The 20,423-nt window shown below is 31.2% G+C and carries 17 protein-coding genes; 5 read left to right on the forward strand and 12 right to left on the reverse strand.

The window, feature by feature from the left end:
- Window positions 1-26: 26 nt before the first annotated feature.
- On the reverse strand, window positions 27-854 hold the full coding sequence (locus tag Q0O83_RS05090) for an Mrp/NBP35 family ATP-binding protein (RefSeq protein WP_294094711.1): 828 nt from the start codon (window positions 852-854) through the stop codon (window positions 27-29).
- Window positions 855-1,065: 211 nt separating this feature from the next.
- On the opposite strand from Q0O83_RS05090, the gene Q0O83_RS05095 reads away from it, so the two are divergent.
- Window positions 1,066-1,662 (forward strand): HD domain-containing protein, encoded by a 597-nt coding sequence (locus tag Q0O83_RS05095; protein WP_294094713.1) that lies wholly within the window; start codon window positions 1,066-1,068, stop codon window positions 1,660-1,662.
- A 34-nt stretch (window positions 1,663-1,696) separates the two neighbouring features.
- Here the strand turns inward: Q0O83_RS05095 and Q0O83_RS05100 are convergent, their stop codons facing one another.
- Window positions 1,697-2,284, reverse strand: coding sequence for a hypothetical protein (locus Q0O83_RS05100; RefSeq protein WP_294094715.1), 588 nt, complete (start codon window positions 2,282-2,284; stop codon window positions 1,697-1,699).
- 238 nt (window positions 2,285-2,522) lie between these two features.
- Here Q0O83_RS05100 and Q0O83_RS05105 point away from each other — a divergent pair, with 238 nt between their 5' ends.
- Both Q0O83_RS05105 and adiA read left to right on the forward strand, forming a co-directional pair.
- The gene (locus Q0O83_RS05105; protein WP_294094716.1) at window positions 2,523-3,983 is read left to right on the forward strand and encodes a basic amino acid/polyamine antiporter; all 1,461 of its coding nucleotides are present in this window, start codon (window positions 2,523-2,525) and stop codon (window positions 3,981-3,983) included.
- Between the two features lie 15 nt (window positions 3,984-3,998).
- Window positions 3,999-6,287 carry an arginine decarboxylase gene (adiA, locus tag Q0O83_RS05110; RefSeq protein ID WP_294094717.1) on the forward strand — a complete coding sequence of 763 codons (2,289 nt, stop codon included), beginning with the start codon at window positions 3,999-4,001 and terminating at the stop codon, window positions 6,285-6,287.
- A gap of 50 nt (window positions 6,288-6,337) precedes the next feature.
- Here the strand turns inward: adiA and Q0O83_RS05115 are convergent, their stop codons facing one another.
- The 3 genes from Q0O83_RS05115 to Q0O83_RS05125 form a co-directional block, all read right to left on the reverse strand.
- Window positions 6,338-7,978 carry an alkaline phosphatase gene (locus Q0O83_RS05115; RefSeq protein ID WP_294094798.1) on the reverse strand — a complete coding sequence of 547 codons (1,641 nt, stop codon included), beginning with the start codon at window positions 7,976-7,978 and terminating at the stop codon, window positions 6,338-6,340.
- 148 nt (window positions 7,979-8,126) lie between these two features.
- Window positions 8,127-9,275, reverse strand: a complete 1,149-nt coding sequence (yiaY, locus tag Q0O83_RS05120) for an L-threonine dehydrogenase (protein ID WP_294094719.1) — start codon at window positions 9,273-9,275, stop codon at window positions 8,127-8,129.
- A gap of 116 nt (window positions 9,276-9,391) precedes the next feature.
- Window positions 9,392-10,741 carry a CehA/McbA family metallohydrolase gene (locus tag Q0O83_RS05125; RefSeq protein WP_294094720.1) on the reverse strand — a complete coding sequence of 450 codons (1,350 nt, stop codon included), beginning with the start codon at window positions 10,739-10,741 and terminating at the stop codon, window positions 9,392-9,394.
- A 253-nt stretch (window positions 10,742-10,994) separates the two neighbouring features.
- On the opposite strand from Q0O83_RS05125, the gene Q0O83_RS05130 reads away from it, so the two are divergent.
- On the forward strand, window positions 10,995-11,498 hold the full coding sequence (locus Q0O83_RS05130) for a lytic transglycosylase domain-containing protein (RefSeq protein ID WP_294094722.1): 504 nt from the start codon (window positions 10,995-10,997) through the stop codon (window positions 11,496-11,498).
- Window positions 11,499-11,590: 92 nt separating this feature from the next.
- Here Q0O83_RS05130 and Q0O83_RS05135 read toward each other — a convergent pair whose 3' ends face one another.
- The 6 genes from Q0O83_RS05135 to Q0O83_RS05160 form a co-directional block, all read right to left on the reverse strand.
- On the reverse strand, window positions 11,591-13,237 hold the full coding sequence (locus Q0O83_RS05135) for a peptide ABC transporter substrate-binding protein (RefSeq protein WP_294094724.1): 1,647 nt from the start codon (window positions 13,235-13,237) through the stop codon (window positions 11,591-11,593).
- Between the two features lie 33 nt (window positions 13,238-13,270).
- Window positions 13,271-14,251 carry a dipeptide ABC transporter ATP-binding protein gene (locus Q0O83_RS05140; RefSeq protein ID WP_294094726.1) on the reverse strand — a complete coding sequence of 327 codons (981 nt, stop codon included), beginning with the start codon at window positions 14,249-14,251 and terminating at the stop codon, window positions 13,271-13,273.
- 12 nt (window positions 14,252-14,263) lie between these two features.
- A complete protein-coding gene (locus tag Q0O83_RS05145) occupies window positions 14,264-15,256 on the reverse strand; it encodes an ABC transporter ATP-binding protein (RefSeq protein WP_294094728.1) in 993 nt (330 codons plus the stop codon).
- A gap of 3 nt (window positions 15,257-15,259) precedes the next feature.
- Entirely contained in the window at window positions 15,260-16,174 is a 915-nt protein-coding gene (locus Q0O83_RS05150; RefSeq protein ID WP_294094729.1) for an ABC transporter permease, read from the reverse strand.
- Between the two features lie 10 nt (window positions 16,175-16,184).
- On the reverse strand, window positions 16,185-17,105 hold the full coding sequence (locus Q0O83_RS05155; RefSeq protein WP_294094731.1) for an ABC transporter permease: 921 nt from the start codon (window positions 17,103-17,105) through the stop codon (window positions 16,185-16,187).
- Window positions 17,106-17,282: 177 nt separating this feature from the next.
- The gene (locus Q0O83_RS05160) at window positions 17,283-18,311 is read right to left on the reverse strand and encodes a PTS transporter subunit IIC (protein WP_294094732.1); all 1,029 of its coding nucleotides are present in this window, start codon (window positions 18,309-18,311) and stop codon (window positions 17,283-17,285) included.
- A 135-nt stretch (window positions 18,312-18,446) separates the two neighbouring features.
- On the opposite strand from Q0O83_RS05160, the gene Q0O83_RS05165 reads away from it, so the two are divergent.
- The gene (locus Q0O83_RS05165; RefSeq protein ID WP_294094733.1) at window positions 18,447-19,319 is read left to right on the forward strand and encodes an FMN-binding protein; all 873 of its coding nucleotides are present in this window, start codon (window positions 18,447-18,449) and stop codon (window positions 19,317-19,319) included.
- Between the two features lie 47 nt (window positions 19,320-19,366).
- Here Q0O83_RS05165 and Q0O83_RS05170 read toward each other — a convergent pair whose 3' ends face one another.
- Entirely contained in the window at window positions 19,367-20,395 is a 1,029-nt protein-coding gene (locus tag Q0O83_RS05170; RefSeq protein WP_294094735.1) for a M42 family metallopeptidase, read from the reverse strand.
- Window positions 20,396-20,423: the final 28 nt, after the last annotated feature.

Here is a 20,423-nt window from a genome sequence, read left to right on the forward strand (position 1 = left end):
TCTAGCCTCTTTTTCGTTTCCTTATATTATATATTAATTTTATTTAATATATTTGTAGTAATTGGATTAAAAATAGTGTTTATCTCTTCTTTATTAGCTTCGTATCCATCTACAGAAAGATTACATATGCTAGAAATCATCGGAAGCTCTCCTAAAAGTTGTAAATTATTTTCATTTAAGAAATTCGTTGCCTCTCCATTAAATAACTTTATTTTAGTTTCACATCCTGGACATACAACATAACTCATATTTTCAACTACTCCGATTACATCTACATTCATTTGATTTGCCATTTTAACAGCTTTTGCAACAATCATTGATATCATATCTTGTGGTACTGAAACCATTACAATTCCATTTAATGGAATTGATTGCATAACCGTAAGTGCTACATCCCCTGTTCCTGGTGGCATATCTATAATTAAATAATCTAGCTCTCCCCAGATAACATTCTCCCAAAACTGTTTAACAGCTCTTCCTATAATTGGACCTCTCCACAATACAGGATCATTTTCATTTTCAACTAAGAAATTTAAAGAGATTACTTTTATTCCATCTTTTGTTAATACTGGATAAATATCATTACCTTTTCCTCCAGCTCTCTCTCCACTTAATCCTAATAATCTTGGAATACTTGGTCCTGTAATATCAGCATCCATTATTCCTACTTTGTATCCTTGATCCGCTAATTGTTTTACTAATAAAGTCGAAACTGTAGATTTACCTACCCCACCTTTTCCACTCATAACACCAATTACCTTTTTTATTTTATTTGCAGGGTGATTAGTTATCCCACAACTTGAAGATTCTTTTGAGCACGATCCTTTTGATGGACATGAATTACAACTTGACATTTTTGTCACTCCCTTTATCTATAGAATTAAAAATTATTCTCTTTTATATAAACATATTTTAGTATAGTTTATCTCGTTTGTCAACTTTATTTAATGTGATAACTTTATTACCCATAAATTGAATATCGATAGTTTATATGATATAATATCTCAAAAGAATACAAAACTATAACTAAACTTACTATTACAAAAAAATTAAAAGGATAATTCTATGAATATAATCGAAAAAACAAAAGAATATGTAAAAAATAAATTAATTAATGAAAAAACTGGTCATGATTGGCAACATACACTTAGAGTTCTAGAGAATGCCAATAGAATTTCTGCAAAAGAAAGTTCTCAAATTGATTTTACAGTTATACAACTAGGAGCTCTTTTCCATGACGTTGCCGATCATAAATTTGGATATTCAGATACTGATCGAAAAAATATTATTACATCATTTTTACTGAACACTTCCTTAACTAAACAGCAGATTGAACATATTATATATATAGCTAATAATACTTCTTTTAGCAAAGGAATAACTTTAAAAACTTTAGAAAGTAAAATAGTTCAAGATGCTGATCGTTTAGATGCTTTAGGAGCCATTGGTATCGCTCGAACTTTTACTTTTGGGGGCGCTTTTCAACGAGAAATTTATAACCCTGAAGAAATGAATGATACTATCTCTCATTTTTATACTAAACTTTTAAAACTAAAAAATTTGATGAATACAGAAGAGGGGCGGATTGAAGCTGAAAAAAGAGACAAATTCATGAAGGATTTCTTAAAACAATTTTATTCAGAAATATCTACAACTACTTAATTTAAAAGACTTCCCTGTTCAAGGAAGTCTTTTTTTATTTTTTTATTCTATTTAAAATTCTATTTTTCAATTCAAAATCTTTATCTATTTTTTTATTGGTCACCCTTTCAGAAATAGATGTATTTCCATAACGAGAAATATCTTTCATTTCACTCTGCGTAAGAGAGTTTGTTCCTTTTGAAATCAACTCTTGAAAATATTTTTTATTCGCAATAAACTCTTTTATACAATCTTCATCTTTTGTAGAAAAAAGGTTATAAAAACCACTTATGTATATACTCGGTATTTCATAAGGATTTACATTTGGAATAAACATAATTTTGGCATTAGATCCTCTTGTTATATGATGAATCTTTTTATCAGGTGATTCCCAAACAGCAAAAACCTGTTTTTCAAAAATAATATCTGACTCTAAAATTGAAACTCCATATACAATTTTTCCACCGTGTAAATCAATATATTTTGTAACTGTTTCAAAAGAATCATTAACATCATATTTTTTTATTTGTATATCATTATCAGTTAAATTTCGAGTCAAAAAAATATAATCTTTATAGTCTATAAATTTTTCTAACTCACTACAAACAACTTCTGGACAGTTTAATTTTGAATAAGATCTCATAACTTCCTCCAAAAAATCAAATATTTTTTGATTTTACTTATAGTATAACCTTTATTCAAACTATTTACAACAAATGATTAAAATAAATAAATAAATAAATAAATTGTAGGAAAGTTTTCACAAAGGTTGTATAAGCGAGTGGGCATATTATTTTATTTCTTATTAAAATGAAAATACAAAGATGGGTAGTAGAATAATATGACCAAAAATAAATTTCTCTAAAAGGAGGAGAAGAATTATGGCAACAGAAAAAAAACTAGGCGTTATCACTTTAGCAGGACTTGTTATAAGTGCTATGATTGGTGGTGGTGTATACAATCTACCTCAAAATATGGCTCAATCAGCTTCTGCTGGAGCTATAATAATAGCTTGGGTTATCACAGGTTTAGGTATGTGGTTTTTAGCAAACACATTCAGTATTCTATCTGATGTAAAACCAGAAGTTACATCAGGAATTTATGGGTATGGTGAATCAGGATTTGGAAAACTAATGGGATTCCAAATTGCATGGGGATACTGGATATGCAACATTTTTGCAAATGTTGGATATGCAATCCTTCTAATGGATTCATTCAACTATTTCTTCAATCCATACTTTAAGGGTGGAAACAATCTACTCTCAATTATTTGTGGTTCTTTAGTTATCTGGATTATGTATTTCGCTGTTTTAGCAGGTGTTAAACAAGCTACCTTTATCAATAATATTGGAGTTGTTGGAAAATTAATACCTCTACTATTATTTGTTTTTATTCTAATTTTTAAATTTGATTTTTCAGTTTTTACAACTAATTTTTGGGGAAAAGATGTCATTCCAAGTCTTATGGACAAAGATTTAGGTGGACTTTTCCCTCAAATAAAAAGTACTATGCTTGTAACACTTTGGGTATTTATTGGAATCGAAGGTGCTGTTGTTATTTCAAGTAGAGCAAATTCACAAAAAGATGTTGGTAAAGCAACAGTTATTGGATTCTTAGGATGTTTAATTATGTATGCCTTACTTTCTTTACTTCCACTAGGAATTTTATCCCAAGGTAAAATTTCTACTATGTCTCCTCCTTCAACAGGACCTATTTTGAGCACTGTTATTGGAAATTCTGGAAACTGGATAATGAATTTAGGAGTTATTATTGCTCTTTTAAGTTCTTGGCTTGTTTGGACAGTCATGCTTGCTTCTTTACCTTTTGAAGCGGCTAAAGATGGAACATTCCCAAAAGTTTTTGCTACTGAAAATAAAAATGAATCACCTTCATACTCTTTATTAGTTTCATCTATTCTTATGCAACTATGTATGATTGTAGTTTATTTTTCTAATAACGCTTGGAATTTAATGCTTAGTATAACTGGTGTTATGATTCTACCTTGCTATTTCATCTGTACACTGTACCTATGGAAAATGTCAAAAGCAGATGGAGAATTTCCAAACGCTTCTCCTATAAGTAGAGAAAAAGCTCTTTTAACTGGAGTACTTGGTAGTATCTATGCTGCTTGGTTAATCTATGCTGCTGGTTTAAGCTATTTCTTAGTTGCTGCTATCATTTATGCTTTAGGAATTCCTGTGTTCAGAAAAGCTAGATTAGAAAGTAATGACGGTAAACCAATTTTCACTCATGGAGAAAAAATATTTGCAGCTTTAATAATCGTGAGTGGAATAGTTGGAGTTTTTTATACAATTGCAAATTACAAAGTTTTACTTGGATAAAAGGAGGTTATTTTTATGAAAAAAATTATAGATGGAAATAAAACTAAAATTGTATTTTTCAATGAAGGAATAAAAGATGGAACTGAGATTGCTAATAGAAGCAATCTTCTTTTAGAGGAATTAAGTAAAAGAAATCTTGGAATATATATATCTCAATCTTACGAAGATTTAGAAGATGTTGTCTGTTATGATAAGGGTATTGATTGCCTTCTATTATCTTGGCCTAATAATAAAGAGGAGAAAGAAGCTTTAAATATTATTAAAAAACTCCACGAATCTCAAGATGGTGTCCCTGTTTTTCTTTTAACTCATAAAGCCGATGCTCTAGAAACATTAAGTCGAGAGATTTATGAAAATGTTGAAGAGATTATATGGTTGTTACAAGAAGAAATCACTTTTTTAGGTGAACGAATTCAAAGAGCTATTGAAAGATATAATGATGAACTTTTACCACCTTTAACAAAAGCCGTTTTTAGTTACAATAAGGTTGCTGAATACTCATGGGCTGCTCCCGGTCATCAAGGTGGTGTTGGTTTCACTAAAACTGCATTAGGACAAAGATTTTTCGATTTTTATGACGAAAATCTATTTAGAACTGACACTGGTATTGAAAGAACTTGTATCGGTTCTTTACTAGACCATACTGGTGCTTTCTTAGAAGGTGAGAAATTAGCAGCAAAAATATTTGGTTCAGATAGATCATACAATGTTTTAGTAGGTACTTCTGGGTCTAACAGAACAATTATGCAAGGAACGCTAACTGAAGATGATATTGCTTTACTTGATAGAAATTGTCATAAATCTATTGAGCAGGGATTAATGTTAACTGGAGCAAAACCTGTATATATGAAACCAACTAGAAATAGATATGGGATAATTGGTCCTATTCTACCAAGTGAAATGTCTGAAAGTGAAGTTTTAAATAAAATAAAAAATAGCTGTTTAATTCCAGATTCAATGAAAAATCAAAAACCTTTGTATACAGTAGTCACTAACTGTACGTATGATGGGGTTTGCTATAATGCTAAAAAAGTTGAAGATATATTCCAAACTTATATTCAAAATATCCATTTTGATGAAGCTTGGTATGGATATGCTAAATTTAACGAAATTTATAAAAATCACTACGCTATGAGAGGAGAAGCTAAGGATTATCACGGGAATGCAACAATCTTTGCAACTCATTCTACCCATAAACTTTTAAATGCCTTATCTCAAGCTTCATATATTCACATGAGAAAAGGAAGTAATCCTATAAGTGAGGAGCGTTTCAATCAAGCTTATATGCTACACTCTACAACATCTCCTTTATATGCTATTGCTGTTTCAAATGAAATTGGGGCTGCTATGATGGAAGGAAAAACTGGTAAGTATTTAACTGATGAAGTTTTAAAAGAAGCTATTGATTTTAGAAAAATGGTTGCAAAATATTATAAAGAATATAAAGAGAAAGGTGAATGGTTCTTCAAACCATGGAATGTTGAAATTGTCAGTGATAATTCAACTGGTAAAACTTATAATTTTGAAGATGCACCAACCGAATTTTTAATGAAAAATCAAGATTGTTGGAAAATGAAACCAGGAGATGTTTGGCACGGTTTTGATAATCTTCCTGAAGATTGGGCAATGCTAGACCCTATTAAAGTTAGTATTCTTTCACCAGGAATGTGTGACGATGGAGAACTTGGTAATGTTGGAGTTCCTGCTGAACTTGTAGCATACTATTTCTCTAAATATGGTGTTGTCCCTACAAGAACAACTGATTTCCAAGTTATGTTCTTATTCTCAATGGGAATAACTAAAGGAAAATGGGGAACTCTTTTAGATTTATTAATCGCTTTCAAAAAAGATTATGATAATAATACCCCTTTAGTTAAAATATTCCCCGAATTAGTTAAAGGACGTGAAGAAAGATATGGTAACCTTGGAATGAAAGATTTAGGAGATGAAATTTTCCATTATTTAAAAGAACATAATTTAGGAAAATATTTAAATGAAGCGTATTCTACTCTGCCTGAGCAAATGATTACTCCTAGACAAGCTTATAATAAAGTTGTAAAAAATGAAGTTGAATTAGTTCCAGCTACACAATTAAAAAATAGAATCGCTGCAAATGCTGTTATTCCATATCCACCTGGAATCCCTATGCTGATGTCTGGTGAAAACTTTGGAGATTCTAATAGTCCACAAATAACATATTTAAAAGCTCTTTCTACTTGGGATAAACAATTCCCTGGTTTTGAACACGAAACAGAAGGAACAAGTGTTATTAATGGTGAATACCATGTGTTGTGCATAAAATAAAATTTTAAAAGGCGAGAAGTTTCTAACTCTCGCCTTTTTTCTATAAAAAATTAGATTATATCTTTTAAAGCTGCATTTGGTATAAATACATCTTTTCCATTGAAGACAACAATTCCGTTAAATTTAACTTTTTTTCCATCTAATTCATAGTAGTTTTTATTTTCATGGAACACAAACTTTTTTCCACCCTTAGATAAAGTAAATACTGGTTGGAATTTATTAGCTGTATCTATTTTTACATCTATTCCCATCTCTTTTATTCTTTTTCCTGGAACAAATAGCTCGTTTGTTGCTACATCTAAATCTAAGTTCATAGCTTTAGCTATATAAAGTGCTATATCAGAGTTATTAACTGTTCCTGTCAATTGATTAGCATAATTAGAAGTATATACATAAAGAGGTACATCCTCTCCAGTATGACCATTTGTTGTCCATCCTAAATGAGCTCTTTCACTCATAGCTTTTCCTAAGATAGTCTCAATTGCTGAAGTTTTTTCAGCTTTATTTATTCCTTCTAACTCTACATCTGTTAAATCTAAACCTAACATATCTTTTGCTAAAGATTTTGCTGATGATTTATTAGCTAATATTTTTTCAGCTGTTAATACCTCTGTGAATTTAGCTTTTCTCATATCTTTTGTAAATACATCCATAGGTAGCTCTGGATAGTTAGATGATGTAGCTAAATTTCCGATAGAGATTCCACCTGTTCCGTGATCTGTTACAGCAACCACTAAAGTATCACTATTTTTTTTAGCATACTCTAAAGCTACTCCAACTGCTTTATCAAATGCCATAAACTCTGAAGTTATAGCAACTGGATTATTTGCATGTCCTGCCCAGTCAACTTTTGATCCCTCTACCATTAAGAAGAAGCCATCTTCATCTTTTGAAAGTAACTCAATTGCTTTCTCTGTCATCTCTGCTAAAGATGGAACTGTTTTCTTGTCACGATCTAAATCGTAAGGGATATCTTTTTCAGCAAATAATCCCCATACAAAATCTTTATTTAAACTTTTCATTTCATCTAAAGTTTGTACTATGTTATATCCATTAGCTGTTAAGGCTTCTAACATATCCTCTCCATCAGTACGTTTCTTTGAGTTAGCTTCTGTTGCAGTATCTTTTTTTAGATAACTTTTCCCTCCACCAAAAACTACATTTAAGTTTTGGTGAACTTGCTGCTCTCCGATTACAGAGTAGTTATTTCTGTGAATTGAGTGAGTAGTGAAGTCTGCTGGTGTGGCATGTAGCACTTCAGAAGTTGCTACAATCCCTACTGCTTTACCATTTAATTTAGCTGCTTCTAAAACTGAGGCTGCTGGTGCTAATTCGTCTCCTGCTTCTGGGACTCTAGCTCCCTTTAAAGTTGCAGCTTTAGGTTTTACACCTATCAGTTTATCCTGTGTCTTCCATCCTGTTGCAAGTGCTGTTCCTGCTGGAGCAGAATCAGCTATAAAAGTATCCGAGTTATAAGTTTTTACTAAACCAGATGCTAACTCATCTATGTTTAAACTCTCTCCATCATTATATACTGCTCTTGCTAGTGTTGAAACTGTTGAGCTCGAACCATCTGGAATAAGAAATATTACATTTTTAGCAAATCCTGGTTTTACATCTTTTAAAGCCACCCCATGTGCTGTCCCCGCGATTGTTAAAAATGCTGTTAATGCTGCTAATTTAAATTTCATCTTACTCAATTTTATTCCCCCTCTTTTTTTAATTTAATTCATTCTAACCCATCGTTGTAAAACCATGATTAAATTTATGTAAAATTAGAGTAAAAACAAAAGTGCTAGAAATATTTCTAGCACTTTTCTAATCTATTTTATTTAATAGCTACATTGCATTTCTATAAATTTCAATTATTTCATCTAGTGTCGCTTGTTTTGGATTTGTTAATCCACACGCATCTTTCAATGCATTTGTTGCTAAAGTTACAAAGTCGTCCTCTTTAGCTCCAAGCTCTTTTATTCCTGCTGGAATTCCAACATCTTTTGAAAGTTTTTTTATTGCTTCAATTGCTAGATCAGCTGGATTCTTATCTTTTATTTCATGAGGATTTACTCCCATAAGAGTTGCAACTTTTCTCAATCTATCTTCTGACACTGAAGCGTTATATCTAACAACATGTGGTAATAATATTGCATTACAAACTCCATGTGGTAAATCATAGAATCCACCAAGTTGATGAGCCATCGCATGAACATATCCTAAAGAAGCACTATTGAATGCCATTCCTGCTAAATATTCTGCATAAGCCATGTTGTCTCTAGCTTTTATATCTTTTCCATTTTCAACTGCTAATCTTAAATTTTTTGAGATTAATTCAATAGCCTTTTCTGCACAAGCATCTGTAACTGGAGTTGCTATTGTAGAAACATAAGCTTCTATAGCATGAGTTAAAGCATCCATCCCTGTTGCTGCTGTTAAACTCTTTGGCATATCTAACATTAATTCTGGATCATTAACTGCAATAAGTGGCGTTACATGCTTATCCACTATTGCCATTTTTACATGTCTATCCTCATCTGTTATTATACAGAATCTTGTCATCTCTGATGCTGTTCCTGCTGTTGTATTTATAGCTATTAATGGTAGTTGTGGATATTTTGACTTGTCCACTCCTTCATAATCTTTAATATCTCCACCATTTGAAGCTACTAAAGCTATTCCTTTAGCTGCATCATGAGGTGAACCTCCACCAAATGATATTACAAAGTCACAATGATTATCTTTTAAAACCTTTAATCCATGATTTACATTTGTTACAGTAGGATTTGGTTTTGTTTCGTCATAAATAACATAACCTATTCCATTTTCATCTAATAAATTTGTTAAACTTTTAACTAACCCAATTTGAACTAGAACATGATCTGTTACGATTAAAGCTTTTTTTAGTCCTCTAGAATGAATTTCGTTTCCTAAACCTTTTACTGATCCTTCTCCCATATATGAGATTGTTGGCATAAAAAATACATATGACATCTTTGATTCCTCCTTATATTGTAGACCTCTTGTAAGCAGATAATACTCCATTTTATTTAGGAAATCAATCTTTTTTTGAACAAAATATTTCGAATTTATATTCAATTTAGAATTATCTAATCTCTCCAAACAACATCTTTCACATCAAACCATTTCTCTATTGATGGTTCTTTTAAAGAGTTATATATTGGATTAATAACTACCATTGGTTCATGATCTTCTGAAACACCTTCAACTCTCAAGTATTCTCCAGTGAATACACTCTGATTTACAATCAGTTCTTTTCCTTTTTGAGTAAATACTACTTTACCATTTTTTATAATTTTCCATACTAAATTTTGTGAAGAAAATACTTTAATTGAAACCTCTCCATTCACTTTATCTCCAGGGTAAATAACACTTCCATTATTTTCCATTCTTAATTTTATCTCTCCAACTCTAGATATATACGTTCTTCCTTTTTTCAAATTTTCTAAAATATTTTCAGTAGAATATTTATCCAATCTTATATAGTTTAATGGATCACCTAAAGTTAATCCATGATTATCACTTCCAGCAACAGCAAATATTTTATGTCCATCACACCACAACATATCTAAAGCTTCTAAAGCTTTTTTATCATAATATGCATTTCTATCTTCTGATGTAGGAGAATTTATAACTTCTATAAAATCTAAATCTTTTAAATCTATATTGTAAAATAATCCTAAACACATCTTTGAACTATTATGAAAAGGATGGTTTAATGAAACAAATCCCCCTTGCCTTTTAACCTCGCAGAATATCTTTTTCAATGACTCTTCTCTAGTTTCATTTTCTTCTACAAAATTATAGTAATCAATAAGTTGTCTAAGTCCAAATAGATTAAAGTGTCCTAAATCATCTAATGTCAGTTCTGTTGATGGAATCACAGGTTTATCTAAATCCGGATATTTTGTTAATACACTATTATGCTCTGTTGGAAATATAAAATCTATATCCTTATCTAGAATCTCTTTTTTTAACTCTTTTAGTGCCATTCTTCCATCGGATACATTTGTGTGATTATGTAACTCTCCTGCATACCACTCTTTTGTATCTGGATAATGCTCTTTTAAACTAATCTTTTTCATATTTTCTTTTTTTATTAAATTTCCATTTTCAACTATAACTTCTAATTCAAACTCACTATCAACTAAATATGGCTTTAATAACTTTATCTTCCACTCTCCCGCTGGAATATCGCCTGGAATACAGCAGTTTGAAGTACTCTCCCAGTGAGTTGTTAAATAGTATTTCTTTTTAAAAGTTTTAAATGATGTCAAAACTCTTGTTCTTCCCTCACTATCCTCTAAAGATATAATTACATCTTTAAATGCTCCTTTAGTCAAATTTAATGATATTCTATTTGTTCCTTCTGGAATTTCAAATCTATATTCTAATTTTTCAACCTTTTTATTATTATCAAACATCCCCTTAAATATCATCTTTTTTCCTCCTAGTGTTATCTTGAATATATTTTAACAAGTTGATGTTAAAACAAAATTAATATTTCGTAAATTTATAGTTAATTTCATATATCTTTATTCTCTTTGTTATTAAAAAAATTAATATTGAAACCACTCAAGCCTTGAGTCTTTTAAGCTCATAGTATCTTTTAAACAGAACAAAAATTTCATTTTTTGTGATTTTTATGTTATACTACTAGTAGATGATTTTTTTTACGAGAGGTGATTTTTATTGAAGTTTAGATTTATCGCATTATTTTTTCTTTTAACAATTTGTGTTTTCTCAAAAGAAGACAACTCTTCAAGCAAAATAAAAACTTACATAGAAAAACATACTAAAACTGAAACTGCAGCTACTAATATATATAATAGTATAATTGAACATTCTAATAAGCACGATGTAGAACCCGAACTAATTGCGGCTATCATCAAGGTTGAAAGTGATTTTAAACAAAGTACAGTATCTCGTGTCGGAGCTACAGGGCTTATGCAACTGATGCCTAAAACAGCTAAGCTTATGAATGTTAACCCAAACAATATCAATTCAAATATCAAGGGAGGAACGAAGTATATCGCTTGGTGTTTAGAGCAAAATAAAAATAATCTTACTTTAGCTTTAGCATCTTATAATGCTGGTATTGGAAACGTTAAGAAATACAACGGTATTCCCCCATTCAAAGAAACGCAAAATTATGTAAAGAAAGTTATGAAAGAGTATAACTATTTAAAGGCATAAAAACTAAAAATATTAAAAGAAAAAATATAAACGAAATAAAAAACTGGCCAGAAACTATATCTGACCAGTTTTTTTATTTCTATATCTGTTTTTTAATTCTCCATATATGCTTTTTTGAAGAAATATCCACCTAACGGTGATTTAATCCAACCTTTTGCTTTTGGATTAGCTACAACCACACTTGTATAGTAATAAAGTGGGATGACAGGCATATCACTCATCAAAATATCTTCTGCTTTATGAAGCAGTGCTGTTCTTTTAGCTGGGTCACTCTCTCTTTGAGCTTCTTTTACATAGTTATCATACTCTGCATTAGAATATCCAGCAGCATTGTTTCCTCCACCTGTTAACCACATATCTAAGAAGTTCATTGGATCATTATAATCAGCTATCCACCCATGTCTAGCTATCTCATAATTTAAACTATTTCTAGTTGTTTGAAATACTGCCCACTCTTCATTTTTTAATTCAATATTAACACCTAAATTTTTCTTCCACATATCTTGAACAGCTTGAGCTACCATAGCATGTCCATCTCCTGTGTTGAATGTAAATGTCAATTTAGGAATTGACTCTGGTGTTGTGTATCCTGCTTCAGCTAATAATTTTTGAGCTAACTCTACATCTCCCTCTGCTGGAAGATAAGAACTATTCGCTGTAAAATCTTTTCCATCTGTTGCTACTATTCCTGCTGGTACGAAACTTTTAGCTGGAAGCTGACCAGCTTTTGTCACTTGCTCTACAAGTAACTTTTTGTTTATCGATAAAGCTAATGCTTTTCTAACTCTTGAATCACCTAAAAACTTAACAATCTCTGGATTACTATTATTTCCAGATACATTTACAACATAGAAATATGTCCCTAAATATGGATATATTTTCCCCTCTCCACTTGATAAAAGAGATGGAATTTCACTTGATGGAGGTGAGTCTATAATATCTACCTCTCCAGATTTAAAAGCGTTCAAGTATGTTTTATCATCTACAATCATATCAAATCTTAATTCATCCAACTTCACTTCTGATTTTCCCCAATAGTTCTCGTTTGGCACTAAAAGTATACTCTCTTTTGGACTCCAAGTTTTAATTTTAAATGGTCCATTTCCAATATATGTTTTAGCATCTATTGCCCAAGATGAATTTCCTTTTACAACATCCTCTCTAAGTGGAAAATACGCTGGGAAAGATGTCAATGCTAAAAAATATGGTGTCGAATTTTCTAAAGTTACTTCAAGAGTTCTATCATCTAAAGCTTTTACTCCTAAATCTACCTCTCCAACTTCTCCGTTATAGAATCTCTCACCGTTCTTTATATAAAATAGTTGGTACGCATACTCCATTGCTGTATCTGCTGTTAATCCTCTTTTCCAAGAATATACAAAATCATGAGCTGTTACTGGTTTTCCATCAGACCACTTAGCTCCCTCTCTAATTTTAAATTTATAAACTAGACCATCTGTTGATACTTCTACTGATTCTGCTGCAGCTGGAACTGATTTCCCTCCTTCTCCCTCTGCAAAAAGTCCTTCAAAAACATTTGAAGCAACTATTGAACCATCAACTGCTGTATTTAGCTGTGGATCTATTGTTCTTGGGTCTGTCCCTAAATTATATGATATTGTATTTTTTTTAGGTGTAGAACTTGTTGCTACCTTTTCTTCACTTTTACCTCCACATGCTGCTAAAAATAAAACCATTGATGCTAATGCTAAACTTTTTCCATTTAATCTCCCTAACATAAACTCCTCCTTTTAAAATTAGTATATGATGAATTAAACTTTATTATATAGATGACACGCAACCTTATGATTCTCTTTTACTTCTCTCAACTCTGGCTCTACTATTTGACACTTTTCAAAAGCCTTTGGACAACGACTTTTAAATCTACATCCTCCACTTGGATTAATTGGAGTTGGTATATCTCCTTCTAAAATTATTCTCTCTTTTTTTAACGATATATCTGGATCAGGTATTGGAATTGCCGAAAGCAGTGCTTCGGTATAGGGATGTAATGGTGTTTCATAAACTGTATCACTTTCTGCAAGTTCAACTAACTTCCCTAGATACATTATTCCTACTCTATCTGAAATATGTTTTACCATCGATAAATCGTGAGCTATAAACAGATACGTCAGTCCTAGCTTTTCCTGTAACTCCTCTAAAGTATTTATAATTTGAGCTTGAATAGATACATCTAACGCTGATATTGGCTCATCACAGACAATGAACTCTGGATTACATGCCAATGCTCTTGCTATTCCAACTCTTTGTCTTTGTCCTCCTGAAAACTCATGAGGATATCTGCTCATATGTGTATTATTTAAACCAACTAACTCTAAAATTTCTAAAACCTTTTTATCTCTTTCATTCTTATCATAAAGGTTATGAATCTCCATAGGTTCTTTAATAATATCTCCTATAGTTTGTCTCGGATTCAGTGAAGCATATGGGTCTTGAAATATCATTTGAATTTTTCTTCTAAAACTTTTCATCTCTTGGAAATTTAAATTTGTTAAATTTTTACCATCATAAATTATATCTCCAGATGTTGGTTCATAAAGTTTAACAATCGTTCTTCCTAAACTTGTCTTTCCACATCCTGATTCTCCAACTAAACCTAACGTTTCCCCTTTTCTAATTTCTAAAGATATTCCATCTACAGCTTTTAAAATTTTTCTCTTTTTTTCAAAGATACTATTTTTTATATTAAAATGTTTTCTTAAATCTTTTATCTCTAATAAATTTTCAGCCATAACTTCCCCCTATTAATTTATTCCAACTTTAGGTGCATCTTTATGATTTAACCAACAAGCGGATTTATGATTTTCATCTATCTCAAAAAATGGTGGCATACTGTCCTTACACACCTTCATTGAGTATTCACATCTTTGATAAAAAGGACACCCTTTTGGAGGATTTAACAAATCTGGAGGAGTTCCCATTATTGGCTTTAGCTTTTCTTTACCTACTCTTTCTGGATTAGGTACACTTTTCAAAAGTCCTAGCGTATAAGGATGTTTTGTATTATAAAATATATCTCTTGTTCTTCCTTGCTCAACAATAACTCCACCATACATAACATTTATCCGATCACACATCTCAGCCACTACTCCTAAATCGTGTGTTATAAGAATAATTGATGTATCACTAGTTTTTTTTATCTTTCTCATTAAATCTAAAATTTGAGCTTGAATAGTTACATCTAAGGCTGTTGTTGGTTCATCTGCTATAAGTAGCTCAGGATTTGTAGCTAGTGCCATCGCTATCATAACTCTTTGTCGCATCCCTCCAGAAAACTCATGTGGATATTGCTTCATTCTAGTCCTTCCCATAGGAATCCCAACATCTTCCAAAAGTTGTACTCCTTTTTCAAAGGCATCTTTTTTACTCATACCTTTATGTACAACAAGAGTTTCTGTTATCTGCTTCCCTATCGGAATCAAAAGATTTAAAGATGTCATTGGGTCTTGAAATATCATTGAAATTTTATCTCCTCTTATAGAGTTCATCTGCTTCTCTGTAAGCTGATCTATTCTAACTCCATCAAAAATTATTTCTCCCTCTTTTATTTTTCCATTTTCTTCTAAAAGCTTCATTATACTCATCATTGTAATACTTTTTCCACTTCCAGATTCACCCACAACTCCTAAAACTTCACCTTTTAATAAATCAAACGTAACTCCTCTCACAGCTTGAACCTCTCCATGATGAGTATTAAAAGATGTTTTCAAATTTTTAACTTCTAATAGCTTCTTCATAACCTACCCCCTAACCTTTGGATCTAAAGCGTCTCTTAATCCATCACCTAAAAGATTAAAAGCTAATATCGTAAAACATATTGCCAAAGTTGGAAATATAAGTTGATATGGATAAAGTCTAAATCCTCCAAGTGCATCATTTGCTAAAGTTCCCCAAGATGCTGCTGGTGGGGTTATTCCTAGCCCAATAAAACTTAAAAATGCTTCTGTAAATATAGCTGATGGAATTTGTAATGTCAATGTAACTATTATTGAACTCATACTATTTGGTAAAAGGTGTTTAAAAAGTATTCTTCTATTTGAAGCCCCTAAAGTTCTAGCAGCCAAAATATACTCTTGTTGTTTTAGTTGTAAAATTTCCCCTCTAACAATTCTTGCCATCCCAATCCAATAAGAAAGTGCTAAAGCTAAAACAATATTTAAAAAACCACCTTTTTCAAAAGTAACCATAATTAAAATTACATATATCGTCATAGGAACAGAGTATATAATATCAACTATTCTCATCATAATCATATCAACTCGACCACCAAAATACCCTGAAACTCCTCCATATAAAATCCCTATTATAAGATTTAGAAAAGAAGCTATGAACGCAATGGCTAAAGAATATCTTGCTCCAAACATAACTCTTACAAATATATCCCTTCCTAATTGATCTGTTCCAAACAGATGAGTAGCACTTGGAAATTGATTAGTTTTTCCTAAATCTGTTTCAAAAATACTATAGCTTGAAAACATAGGAACAACAATTGCAGATGTCGTTATTAAAATAATAAAAATCAACCCAGCTATTGATAGTTTATTTCCTTTCAGTTTTCTCCAAGCATCTTCTGCAAATGTAAAACTTTTTCTATTTATCTCATCTTTTACTTTTTCATTTTCTGAAACAAAAGTAAAGTCTAAATTATTACTCATAAACTCCCCCCTATTTATCAAGTTTAATTCTCGGATCTATAACAACATAAAGTAAATCTACAATCAAATTACAAACCATTAAGAAAGCACTATAAAATATAGTTACTCCCAAAATTACTGTATAATCTCTATTTGTAATTGTTGTTACAAATTCACTACCTAATCCTGGAATAGCAAATATTTTCTCTATTACAAAACTTCCTGTTAAGATTCCAGCTACTAATGGACCTAAGTATGTCACAATAGGAATCAGTGTATTTCTAAGCGCATGCTTGATTATAATCCTTGTTTTACTTAAGCCTTTGGCTCTAGCTGTTCTTATGTAATCTGATTTCATAACTTCAACTAATTTCGAACGTGTCAATCTAGCTATAAATGCAATTGAGTATCCAGAAAGAGCAACACTAGGAAGAATATATGAATCCCACGTTTTCAATCCTACAATCGGTACCATTTTTAATTTCACTCCAAAAATATACATTAGAAAAACTCCTACAACAAAACTTGGAATAGTAACTCCTAAGGTTGAAAGCAACATGCAAATAGAATCAGGCCATCTATTAAAATTCAATGCTGCTAAAATTCCTAATGCAATTCCTATTGTTAAAGAGATTAACACTGCAACTAATCCTAATTTTGCAGATGTCGGAAATGAGTATCCAATAATCCAGTTCACGCTTCTTCCCTCTCTTTTCATACTCGGTCCTAAATCACATTTGCTTAAGTCTTTTACATATGATATGTATTGCTGACTTAAAGGTTTATTCAAACCAAACTTTTCTTCTAACTTAATTTTGATTTTTGGTGGAATATTTTTCTCACCATCGAAAGGTCCTCCAGGCATTAGTCTCATTAAAAAAAATGTCAATGTGATAACTAAAAAAAGTGTACAAATTGTTGTTAAAATTCTTTTAAAAAAATATACTAACATCTTTTTCCCCCTAGTAAAAATTTTTAAAAATTATAACCCTTTATTTTATTTTTTGCAAATATTTTTTTATTTTTATTTTATTTGAAATTAATTTTGTGTTTTTTGCGGATTTATGATAAAAAAAATACACCTAAAATATTAATTCACATGAACTAACACTTTAGATGCTCTTTTATTTTATATTTTTATTTTTAAATCTCCATTTTTTATATATCCCTTTTTTCTCATAAAAATTGAAATTAAATATGTTAACACTGCTGGAAGAATTATATATAAAATTACTATCAATAAAATCATTTCACTTCCACCTCTACCTATTTTTGACATTGCTACATAACTTTCAAAAATCCCAACTAAACCACTTGTTCCCATTCCAGCTCCTGCAAAAGTGTTTTCCATTTTAAAAACTACAGTTACTAGTGGGCTTAAAATTATAGAACCTAAAATTGACGGAATCCATATTTTCCAATTTTTTACTATATTTGAAAACTGTAACATTGAAGTTCCAAGTCCTTGAGCTACTAAGCCTCCCCACCCATTCTCTTTAAATCCTATAACTGCAAAACCAACCATCTGTGTACAGCACCCTAAGGTTGCAGCTCCTGCTGCCAACCCTTCTAATTTTAACATCATAGCAATAGCTGCACTACTTATTGGTAGCGTCAATGCCATTCCCATAAATACAGATATTAAAATCCCCATAAATAGTGGTTGTAACTCTGTGGTTTGCATTATAACAAATCCTAAAGCTGTCATTACTTTATCTAAAACTGGACCCAAATATACTCCGATTAAACTACCTGACATCATAGTTAACACTGGTGTTAAAATAATATCAACTTTTGTTTCTTTTGATATTAACTTTCCTAACTCAGCTCCAACTAAAGCGGCAGCATAAGCACCAACTGGTCCTCCTAAAGAATATCCAATTGCTCCGGTGAAAGTTGATGAAAACAAAACTAAAGGTGGAGCTTTTAATGCATATGCAATCGCTACTCCAATAGCTGGTCCCGCCATATTTCTAGCTGTAGGCCAAACAACCTCTGATAAAAAGGAAATTCCAACTCTCTCTCCAATCATATTTAATATTGATCCCGTAATCAGTGTTGAAAACATTCCAAGTGCCATTGCACCTAAAGCATCCACGAAATATCTTTTTCCAGATAATTTAACATCTTTTCTTTTTAAAAATTCCCCTAAAACCATTTTACAACTCCCTTTTAAGATAATTTTGTTCAAAATACTGTATTATTATATCATATTTTCACCACTTAGAATATTGACTTGAAAGTTAAAATAAAGGTATACTATATTATAGTAACAATTTTTTGGAGGGAACACGTGAAAAAAATTTTTTTAATCGGTGCATTTATATTATCTTCAGCTTTATCGATAGCTGAAAATAAAATACCAACTTGGTCAGTACAACCAAAACAAGGTATTGTAAAAGGAGATTACTACAAAGTTGAGGAGAGATTCCGTCAAGGTCATCTTGGAACTCTTGAAGTAGTAAAAAATAATGGAAAATTAGTTCATGTTGAGTTCAACGAGTTAACAAGACCTAATTACTACAATCGTTTTTATCAAAATGTTTCAAAGAGATTATCACCATACAATTTCTCAATGGCAGAAAAAGCTGGTGTTTCTTGGATAGAAGGAGTTTTAGTTGCTGAAAATCAAATGCTTTCAGAACAAAGATTAACTGGAACTTTTGATACTGTTGCTGGAGCATCAAACAGTATACAGCAATCTATGGTTCCACTAGCAGAGAAGTTAAATACTTCTATGAATAAAAAATCAAATTCAAAATACTATAGTATTTCTGAAAAATTTGAAAATGGATTAACTGGATTCTTAAAAGTTATTATTGAAAATGGAAAAATTGTAGAGTGTAGATATGATGAAATCTTTGCTGATTCTAAAGAGGAAATAAAGGATAAAACTTCAAAAGAGTTCTACAGACAATCTAAATACTGGAGTATCATGTATGATGAACCTTCTCGTATTGGATTTAATGTTCAAATGGATGCTTTAAACGATAAAGTTATAAAAACTCAAAATCTTTTAGATTTAACTGATTTACCTGCAACTGAAAGAAGTGGAAATTATAAAACAAGTGGTTTCACAAGAAGAAATACCGCTTGGGATAACTACTTAAAACTTGCTGAAACTTTAAAAACTGAACTAGATAAAGATAAAGTTTTTAAAAAATAAAATATTAAATTTAAGGCTGCAAAATATTCTTGCAGCCTTTTATTTTTCTATAAATATGCTATTAGAAGTTTTATTGTTTCAACTACTCCATCTATATGAGTTCTTTCATAGTGATGTGTCGCATCTACATTTGGTCCAATACAAGCATATCTTAAATCTGCACCTTGAAGAATTGAAGCTGTGGCATCTGAGCCATATCTATTATATACTCCAACTGTGTACGCTATTTCATGCTCATCTGCGGCTGCTTGTATTTTTTTTCTTATTCCAAAATCATAAACAGTTTTATTATCTCTTGCTGCAATACTTACTTTTTTCTCGTCACCATCTGCATCTTCAGCTACAAGTCCTATATCTAAAGCTACAAACTCATCTGCATCTTTAGGAATTTCTGAAACTCCGTGACCTACCTCTTCAAAATTTGAAAAGTAAAGATATAGATTATTTTTAGGTTTTTTCTTATTATCTTTTAAATATTTCAAATATGTTAAAACTTGTGCTACACAAAGCTTATCATCCAAATATCTTGATTTTATATATCCTGACTCTGTAATTTTTGTATTTGTTTCGTAGCTCACAAAGTCTCCTTGGCAAATCCCAAGTGCTCTTGTATCTGCTTCACTGTAAACCTCGTAGTCTAATCTAACTTCCATAGTTTCAGCTGTTCTTGGCATCTCTCTTGGAATATCCCCATAAACATGAACTGATGCTTTAACTGGAAGCAGTGTTCCCTCATACTCTCTTCCATCTAAAGTATGAATAGTTACATTTTCGCCCTCAACCGATCCCCAAGCATATCCACCAATATTTAATAGTTCTAATCGACCATTCTTTTTTACTTTTTTTACTATCGCTCCAAGGGTATCCACATGAGCTGATAATAACCTTGTGTAAGATGTATCTTCCCCTTCAAGCTTTACAATCAAACAACCTTTTCTACTATATTTATAACCAAATCCTAAAAAATCTAACTCCTTAGCTATTCTATCCATCACTTTTTCTGTATATCCAGCTGGACTTGGGATATTCAAAATCTCTTTTGTAAATTCTAACGTATAATTTAAATCTAACTTCATAGTCTCCTCCCGCTATTTAAATTGTTAA

The organism is uncultured Cetobacterium sp., assembly GCF_945952365.1.
Classification (GTDB): Bacteria; Fusobacteriota; Fusobacteriia; order Fusobacteriales; family Fusobacteriaceae; genus Cetobacterium_A.

What these genes read in the sequence shown, in the direction of transcription:
- Q0O83_RS05090 (WP_294094711.1), bottom strand. Translation starts at nt 854, where the DNA reads ATGTCAAGTTGTAATTCATGTCCATCAAAAGGATCGTGCTCAAAAGAA.
- Q0O83_RS05095 (WP_294094713.1), top strand. Translation starts at nt 1,066, where the DNA reads ATGAATATAATCGAAAAAACAAAAGAATATGTAAAAAATAAATTAATT.
- Q0O83_RS05100 (WP_294094715.1), bottom strand. Translation starts at nt 2,284, where the DNA reads ATGAGATCTTATTCAAAATTAAACTGTCCAGAAGTTGTTTGTAGTGAG.
- Q0O83_RS05105 (WP_294094716.1), top strand. Translation starts at nt 2,523, where the DNA reads ATGGCAACAGAAAAAAAACTAGGCGTTATCACTTTAGCAGGACTTGTT.
- adiA (WP_294094717.1), top strand. Translation starts at nt 3,999, where the DNA reads ATGAAAAAAATTATAGATGGAAATAAAACTAAAATTGTATTTTTCAAT.
- Q0O83_RS05115 (WP_294094798.1), bottom strand. Translation starts at nt 7,978, where the DNA reads ATGAAATTTAAATTAGCAGCATTAACAGCATTTTTAACAATCGCGGGG.
- yiaY (WP_294094719.1), bottom strand. Translation starts at nt 9,275, where the DNA reads ATGTCATATGTATTTTTTATGCCAACAATCTCATATATGGGAGAAGGA.
- Q0O83_RS05125 (WP_294094720.1), bottom strand. Translation starts at nt 10,741, where the DNA reads ATGATATTTAAGGGGATGTTTGATAATAATAAAAAGGTTGAAAAATTA.
- Q0O83_RS05135 (WP_294094724.1), bottom strand. Translation starts at nt 13,237, where the DNA reads ATGTTAGGGAGATTAAATGGAAAAAGTTTAGCATTAGCATCAATGGTT.
- Q0O83_RS05140 (WP_294094726.1), bottom strand. Translation starts at nt 14,251, where the DNA reads ATGGCTGAAAATTTATTAGAGATAAAAGATTTAAGAAAACATTTTAAT.
- Q0O83_RS05145 (WP_294094728.1), bottom strand. Translation starts at nt 15,256, where the DNA reads ATGAAGAAGCTATTAGAAGTTAAAAATTTGAAAACATCTTTTAATACT.
- Q0O83_RS05150 (WP_294094729.1), bottom strand. Translation starts at nt 16,174, where the DNA reads ATGAGTAATAATTTAGACTTTACTTTTGTTTCAGAAAATGAAAAAGTA.
- Q0O83_RS05155 (WP_294094731.1), bottom strand. Translation starts at nt 17,105, where the DNA reads ATGTTAGTATATTTTTTTAAAAGAATTTTAACAACAATTTGTACACTT.
- Q0O83_RS05160 (WP_294094732.1), bottom strand. Translation starts at nt 18,311, where the DNA reads ATGGTTTTAGGGGAATTTTTAAAAAGAAAAGATGTTAAATTATCTGGA.
- Q0O83_RS05170 (WP_294094735.1), bottom strand. Translation starts at nt 20,395, where the DNA reads ATGAAGTTAGATTTAAATTATACGTTAGAATTTACAAAAGAGATTTTG.